This window comes from Streptomyces sp. NWU339, from assembly GCF_003143855.1.
In the GTDB taxonomy this organism is placed as follows: domain Bacteria; phylum Actinomycetota; class Actinomycetes; order Streptomycetales; family Streptomycetaceae; genus Streptomyces.
Genome location: NZ_QFRK01000002.1, coordinates 116588 through 128688 on the forward strand (window position 1 = coordinate 116588; position 12101 = coordinate 128688).

The window sequence follows — 12101 nt, forward strand, 5'->3', positions numbered from 1 at the left end:
CCTTGCAGCGAGGAAACACCCGGATTGCAGGGGTTTCCCATGGGTTGGACGTGATTGATGTTGGCACAGGGTGCATTGATTAGTGAAATAGCTACAATCGGTCAGGTTGATCGGAGGAACCTATGAGTGACCGTGGGTAATCGGCGCAGACGACAGCCCAGCCTGGCGCAGCTGCGCGCGTTCTCCGCAGTGGCCGAGCATCTGCATTTCCGGGACGCCGCCGCGGCCATCGGGATGAGCCAGCCCGCGCTGTCGGGGGCCGTGTCGGCACTGGAGGAGACACTGGGTGTCACCCTCGTGGAGCGTACGACGCGCAAGGTGCTGCTCTCGCCCGCCGGTGAGCGCCTCTCGGTGCGGGCCAAGGCGGTGCTGGAGGACGTCGGGGCGCTGATCGAGGAGGCGGAGGCGCTGCGGGCACCGTTCACCGGGGTGTTCCGGCTCGGGGTGATCCCGACGGTGGCGCCGTACCTGCTGCCCACCGTCCTGCGGCAGGTCCGCGTCCGCTATCCGCACCTCGACCTCCAGGTGCACGAGGAGCAGACCGCGAGCCTGCTGGAAGGGCTGGCCGTCGGCCGGCTGGACCTGCTGCTCCTCGCCGTGTCGCCCCCGGCGGCGAGTGCGTCCCCGGCCGCGAGCGGGTCCGGGCGGGGGTACTCGTACGGGGCGCAGGGCGTGACCGAAATGCCGCTGTTCGACGAGGACTTCGTGCTCGTCACACCGCCGGACCACCCGCTCGGCGGCCGGGTGCGGCTTCCCCGTGCGGTCCTGCGCGAGCTGAACCTGCTGCTGCTCGACGAGGGGCACTGCCTGCGCGACCAGGCCCTCGACATCTGCCGCGAGGCGGGCCGAGCCGGAGTCGCGGCCACCACGACGGCGGCGGGACTGTCCACACTGGTGCAACTGGTGGCGGGGGGCCTGGGCGTGACCCTGCTGCCCCGTACCGCCGTCGAGGTCGAGACCAGCCGCGCCGGCCGCCTGCGCACCGCGTGCTTCACCGACCCGGCCCCCTCCCGCCGTATCGCCCTCGCCATGCGCACGGGCGCGGCCCGCGCCGCGGAGTACGAGGAACTGGCGGCGGCCCTCCGGGAGGCGATGGCGGACCTGCCGGTACGGATCGTCCCGGACGCCGCCTGACCGCCGCCCCCGCCCCGCCCCGCCCCGTGGTGCGGGGCGGGGGCGGGCCGGGTCACTCCGTGCGAAGGCCGTCCGGACGCATCATGCGCAGCAGGGGCGGCAGGCTCAGCAGGGTCACCGCCAGGACGACGCCCGCACCGATGCCGGTCATCTGGAACAGACTCGCCCAGTCCACCCGTACCGAGGTCCCGGCCATCCGCAGCAGGACCGCGCCCAGCGCGACGCCCACCGTCGCGGCCAGCGCCAGCCCCAGGCCGATCGGGACGGCCGTCTGCCACAGCACCGACAGGCTCAGCGTGCGCCGCCGGGTGCCGAAGGCGACCAGCGCCGACAGCAGTTTGCGGCGTTCACGCAGTTGCTCCAGCTGGGAGACCAGCAGGCTCGCCCCGATCAGCACCAGGACGCAGACGGCGCCGACGAACAGGCCGGTACGGATGGATTCGTAGCGGTTGGAGCGTTCGCTCTCCTGCCACGCCATCGGCTCGGACAGCGGGTCGATCGCGGCGGCCGTGTTGCGGACGTACTCGTGGGCGTACGGCACCGAGTCGTCGAGCGCGATGTAGAGATCGCCGGAGACCGCGCTCGCCAGCCCCGCCGGCACCGCGCCCGGGGTCATCAGGAAGCCGCCGCGTCTGTAGGTCGTCGGGTCCGGGATCGACCGGGCCTGCTTCACTCCCTTCGGGACGGTCCAGAGGACGTCCTCACCGTACTCCGAGGGGTTGGTGGGGTCGGGCACCTCCAGGTACAGCTTCTGGCCCGGCGTGTTCAGCGACGGCGTGTCGGTGTCGTGCTCGGCGCCGGAGAGCGCGAACACGTCGCCGTCACGGCAGGAGGGGAGCTTCGCCACCTCGCGCAAGGTCGCGCAGTCACCGACGGTCAGTGAGGCGAAGCGCTCCGGTTCCTGTCGCCAGGGCAGGTCGCCGAAGTGGCCCTTGGACAGCGCGTGGACGTGCTGCACCCCCTCGGTGTCCTGCACCTTCTGTGCGACCGAGGCCAGTTCCACGCCCCTCGGTACGGCGATCTGTATCTGGGCCCGTGAAACGTCGTACCCGGTGGCCTTGGTGTAGTCGTCCTCGACGCCGGCGAACAGCATCTGCAGCGCGATCGCCCCGGCCACCGCCACCGCGATGCCGTTGACCATGCGGGCCGCCGTGCCGCTGCTCAACTGGAGTCGGCGGACTGCCAGTTGCCAGGAGACGCTGCCCTTGCCGAGCCGGGCGACGACCGTCTCCACGAGCCACGGCAGCAGTGCGGTGACCCCGACGAGCAGCAGCAGGACACCGCTGATGACCAGGTACTGGTTGAACTCCCCGCCGTCCCGGCCCTGTCCGATCATGGGGGAGAGCAGCATGATGCCGGCCAGCGGCAGCAGCAGCCGCCACCACAGCCGGCGCCGGGCCGGCCGTGCCGTGCGCACCACGCCCAGCGGTTCGATGACGACCCCGCGCAGTGCGAGCAGCGTCACCAGCACCGCGGCGGCCGGAACCGCCACCGCGACCAGCAGCGCCAGCAGAGGAGAGGGGTTCAGATAGCTTGGGAACACGCTGATGCGGAAGATCTCGACGGAGGCGGCGACCTCCCGTCCGATCAGGAAGAAGACCGTACCGAGGGCCAGCCCGAGCAGCGACCCGGCGAGCGCCTCGCCCGCCGCGATCCGCCGGGTGGCCGCGGCGTCGGAGCCGACCAGCCGCAGCGCCGCCAGCCTGCGGTCGCGCCGCTCGCCGCCGAACCGTACGGCGGTCGCGATGAACACGGCGACCGGTGTCAGCAGCGCCACGAAGACGACCAGGACCAGCAGCATGAGCACCGGGTCGAGTTCCTCGTGGGTCGGCTCGGGTGAGCCGAGCGCGGTGAGGCGTACCGTGCCCGAGTTGATCCGGTCCGCGAGGTCCGTGCCGCCGGCGTAGTAGGCGAGTTCCTGGGAGCCGATGAGTCCCTGCTCGCCGATCGTCCCGACGATGTCGTACGGCAGCCGCTCGCGGAGCAGCCGTGCGTCGTCCGAGGCGAGGAACTCCTTCAGGGCGGGGGAGACGACCATGTCACCGGCTGCCGGGAACTCCTTCAGGCCCGGCGGCAGCGGCGCCTTCGGACCCTCCGGCTCCAGCACACGGCCGCGGATCTCCCGGTCCCGGAACTGGGTGTCGACACGCGCGACGAGCAGGGTGTTGTCGGCGCCGGACTCGGCCATCTGGCTGTTGAAGGGCCAGTCGAGGCGCGCCTCCTCCCGCCGGTGCCGCTCCTCCAGTGCGCCGGGGATGGCGGCGGTGAGCAGCAGCAGTGCCACCCCGAGGCCGACGCCGACGCCGGTGAGCAGGGCCCGGACCCATCCCTCACGCCCGCCGGCCAGGGCGAACCGCAGGCCCATGCCCAGGTCCCGGACCACGGCCCGGACCTTCGACTCGGTACGGGCGGCGGGCGATTGCCCCTCCGTCCCGCCGGAGTGCGTCCCGCTCATACGGCGTGCTCCATGTCCCGGGACTTCCCGTCGCGCACGACGATCTCGCGGTCGGAGTACGCGGCGACCCGCGCCTCGTGCGTGACGAGGACGACGGCGGCGTTGGTGGACCGCGCGGCGTCGGTGAGCAGTTCCATCACGCGCTCGCCGTTGAGCGAGTCGAGCGCGCCGGTCGGCTCGTCGGCGAACAGCACCCGCGGGCCGGTGACCAGCGACCTGGCCACGGCGACCCGCTGGCCCTGACCGCCGGAGACCTCACCGGGCCGCTTCCCGCGCACGTCGTCCACCTCGAGGCGCTCGAGCCAGGACAGGGCGGCCCGCTCGGCCTCCTTGCGGGGCGTGCCGTTCAGCCGCATCGGCAGGGCGACGTTCTCCACGCAGGTCAGCTCCGGCACGAGCTGGCCGAACTGGAAGACGAAGCCGAACTCCGAGCGCCTGAGCCTGCTGCGCTCGGAGTCGTTCATCGCGGTCAGTTCGCGCCCGTCGTAGGTGATGGAGCCGGAGTCGGGGGTGACGATCCCGGCGAGGCAGTGCAGCAGGGTCGACTTGCCCGACCCGGAGGGGCCCATCACGGCGACGACCTCGCCGGGGTGGATGGAGAACGCGGCGCCGTCCAGCGCGGTGGTCGGGCCGTACGCCTTGCGCAGGTCCCGGGCGGCGAGCAGGGATCCGGCGGGGATCGTCATCGGGTGACCGCCTCACGGAGCTTGTCGAGGCGCGCCGCGGTGAGCTCCAGCCAGCGCAGATCGGCCTCGAGGTGGAAAAGGGCGTGGTCGCAGATGAGCTGGTCGGCCAGGTCGCCCTGGCGTTTGCGCTCGGTGAGGACGCGCATGCCGCGCAGGTGCTCGGAACGCTGCGTGTCGAGGATGTCGGCGGCGTCGCGGCTGGTGAGCAGCGCGAGCACCACCTTGGTGTAGAGCGTCGACTGGAGGTACGGCTCCGGCTTCTCCGGTGTGGCGAGCCAGCGCGCGACGTCGGTGACGCCGGCCTCGGTGATCGCGTACCGCTTGCGCTCGGGGCCGTCGCCGGCCTCGATGCCGTCGACTTCGACGAGTCCGTTCTTCAGCAGGCGGGACATCGTCGAGTAGACCTGGCCGTAGTGCAGCGGCCGGTCGTGACCGAACGTCGCGTCGAAGGCCCGCTTCAGGTCGTAACCGTGGCGGGGGCCGGACTCCAGGAGCCCGAGAAGGGTGTGACCGATGGACATGCGGAGGACTCTACACACGGTGTATACGCTCCGTGTATACAACGCGTGTGCAGAGCGCCGGGGAGGGTGCGAGGGAGGGCGCGGAAGCCCAGGTGGGGGCCCATTGTCACGGTTCTGTCACCGGGGTGCCGTGGGCGCCGGGGCCCGGGTGGGGTGTCACCCGGACTTGGGAGAGTCGCCGGGGGGCTGGGCCGGTGGGCGGCCTCGGCGGGGGAGGGGGCCCGCCTCGCCGGGGAGGCGACCCGCCTCCGCGAGGGCGCGGCGCAGCAGGAACTCGATCTGCGCGTTGGCCGAGCGCAGCTCGTCGTTGGCCCACCGCGCCAGCGCCTCGTACACCAGTGGGTCCAGCCGCAGCAGCACCTGCTTGCGCTGCTGCTGCGGCCTGCGCCGAGGAGCCCTGCCCTCGGGGGGATCGGAGGGGGTGGTCACTGGTAGAGGGATCCCGTGTTGAGGACCGGCTGCGCGGCGCGGTCGCCGCAGAGCACCACCATCAGGTTGGACACCATCGCGGCCTTGCGCTCGGGGTCCAGTTCCACGATGTCGTGCTCGGTGATCCGGGCCAGCGCCGTCTCGACCATGCCCACGGCGCCCTCCACGATCAGCTGCCGGGCCGCCACGACCGCGCCCGCCTGCTGCCGCTGGAGCATCGCCGAGGCGATCTCCGGCGCGTAGGCGAGGTGGGTGAAGCGGGACTCGATGATCTCGACGCCGGCCGCCTCCACCCGGGCGCGCAGCTCGACCGCGAGCTTCTCGGTGATCTCCTCGGCGTTGCCGCGCAGCGAGAGGCCGCCCTCCTCGTGGGCGTCGTAGGGGTACTCGATGGCGATGTGCCGGACGGCGGCCTCGGTCTGGGTGGAGACGAACTCGACGTAGTCGTCCACCTCGAAGGTGGCCTGCGCGGTGTCCTCCACCCGCCACACTACGACCGAGGCGAGCTCGATGGGGTTGCCGTAGGCGTCGTTCACCTTGAGGACCGCGGTCTCGTGATTGCGGACGCGGGTCGAGATCTTGGTGCGTGAGGTGAAGGGGTTCACCCAGCGCAGGCCGTCCTGCCGGATCGTGCCCCGGTACCGCCCGAAGAGCTGGACCACGCGGGCCTCACCCGGCGCGACCATGTTCAGCCCGCACATCGCGAGGAACGCGGCCATGGCGATCAGGATGCCGCTGACGATCAGCAGGGCCTTCAGTCCGTCCCCGGTGACCGCCGTGGCGCTGACGGCCAGTCCGACGCCGAGCAGCAGTCCGGCCAGTCCGAGTATCAGGGCCAGCCCGCCGCCGATGCTGTGTGCCGCCTTCTCCCGTACGCGTGGTGCCGGCATCTCCGGCACCACGGCCGTGACCTGCGCGTCATGTGTGGACATGGGTGATCCCCCGCCTTTCGGGGCGCCCGCCGCGCGACCTTCGCACCGCTAGCGCCTGCCTATCTAAGTGATATCACTTTAACGGATCGCGGCAACCTTGACCACCGTTCGCACGTCGGTTCCAGTGGGGCGGGTGCTGATTGTCACGTCCGTAAAGATCGGATCAGCGGCCGTTTGTCATACCTCCCGGTGTTAGCTTGCAGAGTTGACCAGAGGGACGAACCCGTGTGGCAGTGGCGCACACATGAACGAAGCGGAGCAGAGCGGACCCATGGGACGAGCGGAAGAACGACGCGCACGACAGCGCGGGGGGCACCGTGTGGCATCCGGGGGCCGTTCGTCGGGTGGGCAGGGCCGGGGCCGGATACGCCGCCTGTTCACCTGGAAGAAGATCCTCGGCACGTTCTTCGGGCTCTGCCTGCTCGGCATGGGCGCCTTCATCGTGCTGTACATGGTGATCGACATCCCCGAGGGGAACGCCGACGCCCAGGAACAGAGCAACGTCTACAAGTACGGCGACGGCTCGATCATGGCCCGCGACGGCAAGGTCAACCGTGAGGTGGTCGAGCTGGCGCAGGTTCCCAAGCCGGTCCAGCGGGCCTTCGTCGCCGCCGAGAACAAGACGTTCTACAAGGACGCCGGCGTCGACCTCAAGGGCACCGCGCGCGGTGTGCTGAACACCCTCTCCGGCAAGGGCGCGCAGGGCGGTTCGACGATCACCCAGCAGTACGTGAAGAACTACTACCTGACCCAGGACCAGACGGTCTCCCGCAAGCTCAAGGAACTCGTCATCTCCCTGAAGCTGGACCAGGAGAAGTCCAAGGACTACATCCTCGCCGGCTACATGAACACCAGCTACTACGGCCGGGGCGCCTACGGTGTCCAGGCCGCCGCGCAGGCCTACTACGGCGTCGACAGCGAGGAGCTCACGGTCGAGCAGGGCGCCTACCTCGCCGCGCTCCTCCAGGCGCCGAGCCAGTACGACTGGGCGGTGGCCTCGGAGACCGGCAAGAAGCTGGTCAAGAACCGCTGGAACTACGTACTGGACAACATGGTCGGGCAGGGCTGGCTGGACGCCTCCGAGCGGTCCGGCATGGAGTTCCCGGTACCGGAGGCCCCCAAGGGCAACCCGGGCATGGCGGGCCAGACCGGCTACCTGGTGGAGGCGGCCAACAGCGCCTTGAAGAAGCAACTGGTCGCCGAGGGCGCCGTCGAGGACGCCAAGCAGGCCGACGCCCTGGTGGACCTCGGCGGCTGGACCATCACGCTCAACATCGACAAGAAGAAGCAGGCGGCGCTGGAGAAGGCGGTCAAGAGCCAGCTCATCGACAAGCTGGACCCGAAGGAACGCAAGGTCGACGCCGACGTCCAGGCCGGCGCCGTGTCCGTGGACCCGAAGACGGGCGCGGTCGTGGCGATGTACGGCGGGGTGGACTACCTCAAGCACTACTGGAACAACGCCACCCGCCCCGACTACCAGCCCGCTTCCACCTTCAAGCCGGTGATCCTGGCCGCCGCCGTCGAGGAGCAGGCTGAGACCCAGGACGGCGAGCCGATCACGGCCAACACCGTCTACGACGGCACCAGCAAGCGCCCCGTCGTCGAGAACGGCAGGCAGGTCGGGTTCGCCCCGGAGAACCAGGGCGACGTCGACTACGACGACATCACCGTCCAGACGGCCATGAACAAGTCCGTCAACTCCGTCTTCGCGCAGATGGGCGTCGACATCGGGATGGAGAAGGTGATGGAGACCGCCGGCAAGCTCGGCATGAACGTCGAGAAGCTGGAGGCGGTGCCCGCCCAGACCCTGGGTTCCATGGGCGCGAGCCCGCTGGAGATGGCCGGTGTCTACGCCACCCTCGACAACCACGGCAAGAAGACCACCCCGACGATCCTGAAGTCGGCGGAGCACCTCGACCGCACCGTCACCGCCCCGGACGCGGTCGGCGAGCAGGTCATCAGCCGTGAGGCCGCCGACACCGTGACCTCGGTCCTGACCGGCGTGGTCGACGACGGCACGGCCCGCGCGGCCGTCCGGGACCATCCGCTGCGCGGCGGCCAGCAGGTCGCCGGCAAGACCGGCACCTCCGACAACAACCTGTCGGCGTGGTTCGCCGGCTACACCCCCGACCTGGTCACCGCGGTCGGCCTGTTCGGCGAGGACGACAAGCCCCCGCACAAGCAGGTCGAGATGTACGGCGCGGGCGGCGAGGACCGGGTCAACGGCGGTGGTTTCCCGGCGCAGATCTGGTCGGCGTACACCTTCGGCGTGATGGAGAAGACCAGCAGGTTCGACCTGGAGACCAGCCAGGGCGCGGCCGTCAAGCCGCCGCCGTCGCCGTCGTCCTCCACCCCGACGCCGTCGGACACGCCGACCGAGGAGCCGACGACCGAGGCGCCCACCACCGAGCCGCCGACCGAGGAGCCGACGACCGAGACGCCCACCACCGAACCCCCGACCGAGGAGCCGACGACCACGACGCCGACGCCTCCGCCCTTCACCCCGCCGACGATCGAGGTCCCGGAGGACCCGGGCAAGCCGACGGACCGCGCGGAGGAGTAGACGGGGCGAGAAAGAGGTGTGGGGCGCCCGGTGACGTCACCGGGCGCCCCACACCTCTTCGTGCCGTACGGCCGCCGTGGTTCAGCCGTTGTGCTCAGCCGCCGTGGTTCAGTTCGAACCACACCACCTTGCCCGTGCTCAGCCGGGTCGCGCCCCAGCGCCGGGCCAGCCGGTTGACCAGGTACAGGCCGCGTCCGCCCTCGTCCGTGGCACGCGCCTGCCGGAGCCGGGGCAGCTGCGGCACGTCGTCGCCGACCTCGCAGCGCAGTACGTCCGTACGCAGCAGCCGCAGCGTGACCGGCCGGGAGGCGTACCGCACCGCGTTGGTCACCACCTCGCTGACCAGCAGCTCCACCGAATCGGTCAGCTCCTCCAGGCCCCACCGGGACAGCGCCTTGCGGGCCAGTCGGCGGGCCCGGCCGGGAGCGGCGTCCTCCGGCTCCAGGAACCAGTACGCCACATCGCTCGGCGCGATCCCGTCGAAGCGGGCGGCGAGCAGCGCGATGTCGTCGTCCCGGTCACCCGGTCCGAGCATGTCGAGCACCTCGTCGCACAGCGCCTCCAGCGGCGGCGGATGATCCGGGCCGGTCAACTGCGCGGTCGCGGCGAGCTTGTCGCGCAACTGGTCGATGCCGGTCCACACGTCCCTCAGCCGCGACTCGACCAGCCCGTCGGTGTAGAGCAGCAGCGTCGCCCCGGCCGGCGCCTCCAGCTCCACGGCCTCGAAGTCCACGCCGCCGACCCCGATCGGGGCGCCCGCGGGCACCCGCAGCACCTCGGCCCGGCCGCCCAGGGGCAGCAGGATGGGCGGCGGATGACCGGCGTTGGCGATGGTGATGCGGTGCGCGACCGGGTCGTACACCGCGTACAGACAGGTCGCCATGCGGTCCGCGCCGAGCCGCTGCGCCTGCTCGTCCAGGTGGTGCAGCACCTCCTGCGGGGGCAGGTCGAGCCCGGCCAGGGTCTGGGCGGTGGTGCGCAGTTGGCCCATGATCGCGGCGGAGGTCATGGAGTGCCCCATGACGTCGCCGACCACCAGCGCGACCCTGCTGCCGGGCAGCGGGATGGCGTCGTACCAGTCACCGCCCACCCGCGCGGTCTCCGCGGCCGGCAGATAACGGGAGGCCAGCCGCACACCCGTGCAGCGCGGCAGGTTCTCCGGCAGCATGGTGCGCTGGAGCTCGTCGGCGATGTACGCCTCCCGCCCGTACAGCACCGCCTTGTCGATGCCGAGGGCGCTGTGCGTGGCGAGTTGGGCGGCGACCAGCAGGTCGTCGGCCTCGAAGGCGGTGCGCTCGGGGCCGCGCAGGAACAGGGCCGCGCCGATGACCCGGCGCCGGCCGCGCAGCGGCGCGAGGATCGCCCGCTGCCCGTCGGGCACGGCCGCCCCGCCCTCCTCGCCGAGGAGTTCGGGCAGCGCGGCCCGGGCGGCGGGCGCGTCCGTGAACACCGGCCGTACGCCGCGCAGCACTTCGGCGAGCGCGCTGCCGGGCCGCACCGTGCACCGCTCCGCGCCGACCGAGTCCAGCGCGGACGGCTCGGGCGGGAGGGCCGGCACGAACCCGTTCTCGGTGTCGCGGGCGGCCGGGATCCGGTCGCTGCGGCGCAGCCGCAGCACCAGCGGACCGGTGGGCCGCTCGTCGCCTACCGGCAGCGGCTCGCGCAGATAGACCAGGATCGTGTCGGCGAAGGTGGGCACGGTGGCCCGGCACAGCCCCATCACGATCTCTTCGAGATCGATACCGCGGGCGATCCGCCGGGTCGCGGCGCCGACGAACCTCAGCCGGTCCCCGTCCCGTCGCATCGGAGTGGGCCGCCCGGGCGCCGTCACCTGCCCGGTGCGACGCTCCGAACCGCCGGGAAGCCGCGCGGAACGGTCCTGCGACGGCCCGTCCGGTGCCGGGCCGTCCGGTGCGTCGGGCTTGTGGCCCTGCTCTCCGGGTGCTCCGGGTGCTCCGGGTTCTCCGGCCGGCTGCAGCGGGATGCCCTCGGGCGCGGGCCGGGGCCGGTGCGCGTCCGGTCCGGCGTCCTGCCCGGCGCCCGGCTGGGAGTGCTCGGCGCCGGGGCCGCCCGCCGGGCCCGCCGCTGACGACGATGTCACACCCGGCCCGTGGGCCGGTGTCGAGGCGGGCAGGAGCGCCCCGCGGGCATCCGCGGGGGTGGCGCCCGGTTCCGGGCGCTCGTAGGAGGTCGGCTGCTCCGTCACGCGTGTCGAGTCCATCCGTCCGGGGCCATGTCCCTGTCCTCGCAGTACTCGTGGTCCTCGTAGCACTCGTTGTACTCGGCGTACTCGGCGTACTTGGCGTACCTGCATTCCCGCCTGCCCCGCGGGTGCGAGGGCAGGGACGCACGCCGTGCGCACGGTACGTCCCGCCGGAACTCCGATACCCGGATCGTGTGCCCCCGGAACGGAATTCCCGCGTGGTCAGAGGTTGTTCCTGTGCCGCCTGCCGACCGTCCCCGGCCCGCACCGGTGGTGCCGTACCCCTCGCTCACGTCCTGCCGCCCCTCGGTGACGTCCGGTCAAGCCCGGAGCGTGTTAAGGAAGTTGCTGCCGCTCCGTGCCTTGCGGAGGACGATCCTACGTTTCTTGCCCCGGGGTGCATCAAGAGTCTCATGACGACAGATGCGCGGGAGTGCGGTCCCAGTCCGGTGGCAGTGACGGTACCGTCCAGGCCGGATCCGGGCGCCAGTTCTGCCAGCCGTCCGAGAACGGCGCACCCCACCGGGCGATCACGTCCACCGCGTCCCGGCCGGCCTTCCGCACCCTTCTGGCCAGGGCGGCGTCCACGAGCCCGTCCCGCTGGGCCTGCGCGAACTCGTCCTCGTCACGCCAGTGCCAACTGCGGTCAGGATGAACGGAGATGTCCAGGAAGTGGTCCTCGGAGTCCACCCCGCCCGCCCAACGGGCCAGCGGCTCCTCCAGGTTCACGTACCAGTTCTTGAACCGCCAGCCCGGATCCCAGAACAACCACACCGACCAGGGGTCGCCGGGCCGGGCCAGCTTCAGCACACCGGTCCCGGACCAGCGGTCGCGCCGCACCGTACGGGGCTTGGTGTACCGGGTCGGGAGCGGTTCCCGGTGCACGGGCGTACCGTCGGCGAGCACCGGCTTCACGCACTCGGTGCCGGGCGCCATCCACACGGCGAGCAGTTCGGGATCGTCGCGTACGACCGTGACGGGGCGCGCGATGTGAATGTGCGCGCCGCCGTTCTCCCGGTAACGCCACAGCACCTGCGTCCCGGGCGCCCAGTGGCCCCCGAGGCCCTTCGGGGTGCCCGCCGCCCCGTCTCCGTGCCGTGGGCCGCCCGCTTTCCCTCGTCCTGCCGCTCCGCCCTCTGTCATGGGCAGATATTAGGTGCCCGTGGAACCCGACGCTG

At 71.6% G+C, this 12101-nt stretch carries 9 protein-coding genes; 2 read left to right on the forward strand and 7 right to left on the reverse strand.

The window, feature by feature from the left end; all coding sequences use genetic code 11:
- Positions 1-126: 126 nt before the first annotated feature.
- Entirely contained in the window at positions 127-1134 is a 1008-nt protein-coding gene (locus tag DIZ27_RS03515) for a LysR substrate-binding domain-containing protein (protein ID WP_109376780.1), read from the forward strand.
- 52 nt (positions 1135-1186) lie between these two features.
- On the opposite strand, the gene DIZ27_RS03520 is transcribed toward DIZ27_RS03515, so the two are convergent.
- The 5 genes from DIZ27_RS03520 to DIZ27_RS03540 all read right to left on the reverse strand — a co-directional run bounded on the left by DIZ27_RS03520 (position 1187) and on the right by DIZ27_RS03540 (position 6157).
- Complete coding sequence (locus DIZ27_RS03520) at positions 1187-3499, reverse strand: ABC transporter permease (protein WP_181383381.1); 2313 nt, start codon at positions 3497-3499, stop codon at positions 1187-1189.
- Positions 3500-3585: 86 nt separating this feature from the next.
- The gene (locus DIZ27_RS03525) at positions 3586-4275 is read right to left on the reverse strand and encodes an ABC transporter ATP-binding protein (protein WP_109376782.1); all 690 of its coding nucleotides are present in this window, start codon (positions 4273-4275) and stop codon (positions 3586-3588) included.
- On the reverse strand, positions 4272-4796 hold the full coding sequence (locus DIZ27_RS03530) for a PadR family transcriptional regulator (RefSeq protein WP_109376783.1): 525 nt from the start codon (positions 4794-4796) through the stop codon (positions 4272-4274). The genes DIZ27_RS03525 and DIZ27_RS03530 overlap by 4 nt, the downstream gene beginning before the upstream one ends.
- Before the next feature lie 156 nt (positions 4797-4952).
- The gene (locus DIZ27_RS03535; RefSeq protein ID WP_109376784.1) at positions 4953-5225 is read right to left on the reverse strand and encodes a hypothetical protein; all 273 of its coding nucleotides are present in this window, start codon (positions 5223-5225) and stop codon (positions 4953-4955) included.
- Positions 5222-6157, reverse strand: coding sequence for an SPFH domain-containing protein (locus DIZ27_RS03540; protein ID WP_109376785.1), 936 nt, complete (start codon positions 6155-6157; stop codon positions 5222-5224). The genes DIZ27_RS03535 and DIZ27_RS03540 overlap by 4 nt, the downstream gene beginning before the upstream one ends.
- Before the next feature lie 271 nt (positions 6158-6428).
- On the opposite strand from DIZ27_RS03540, the gene DIZ27_RS03545 reads away from it, so the two are divergent.
- Entirely contained in the window at positions 6429-8720 is a 2292-nt protein-coding gene (locus DIZ27_RS03545) for a transglycosylase domain-containing protein (RefSeq protein WP_109377013.1), read from the forward strand.
- A gap of 94 nt (positions 8721-8814) precedes the next feature.
- Here the strand turns inward: DIZ27_RS03545 and DIZ27_RS03550 are convergent, their stop codons facing one another.
- Together DIZ27_RS03550 and DIZ27_RS03555 are read right to left on the reverse strand one after the other, a co-directional pair.
- Positions 8815-10941: a SpoIIE family protein phosphatase gene (locus DIZ27_RS03550; RefSeq protein WP_181383356.1), complete on the reverse strand. Its 2127-nt coding sequence runs from the start codon at positions 10939-10941 to the stop codon at positions 8815-8817.
- A 393-nt stretch (positions 10942-11334) separates the two neighbouring features.
- On the reverse strand, positions 11335-12066 hold the full coding sequence (locus DIZ27_RS03555) for a DUF402 domain-containing protein (protein WP_109376786.1): 732 nt from the start codon (positions 12064-12066) through the stop codon (positions 11335-11337).
- Positions 12067-12101 lie beyond the last annotated feature (35 nt).

Bases quoted from the DNA above. Each gene is read 5' to 3' on its own strand.
- DIZ27_RS03540 (WP_109376785.1), bottom strand. From the start codon at position 6,157: ATGTCCACACATGACGCGCAGGTCACGGCCGTGGTGCCGGAGATGCCG.
- DIZ27_RS03555 (WP_109376786.1), bottom strand. From the start codon at position 12,066: ATGACAGAGGGCGGAGCGGCAGGACGAGGGAAAGCGGGCGGCCCACGG.
- DIZ27_RS03530 (WP_109376783.1), bottom strand. From the start codon at position 4,796: ATGTCCATCGGTCACACCCTTCTCGGGCTCCTGGAGTCCGGCCCCCGC.
- DIZ27_RS03525 (WP_109376782.1), bottom strand. From the start codon at position 4,275: ATGACGATCCCCGCCGGATCCCTGCTCGCCGCCCGGGACCTGCGCAAG.
- DIZ27_RS03550 (WP_181383356.1), bottom strand. From the start codon at position 10,941: ATGGACTCGACACGCGTGACGGAGCAGCCGACCTCCTACGAGCGCCCG.
- DIZ27_RS03545 (WP_109377013.1), top strand. From the start codon at position 6,429: ATGGGACGAGCGGAAGAACGACGCGCACGACAGCGCGGGGGGCACCGT.
- DIZ27_RS03520 (WP_181383381.1), bottom strand. From the start codon at position 3,499: ATGGGCCTGCGGTTCGCCCTGGCCGGCGGGCGTGAGGGATGGGTCCGG.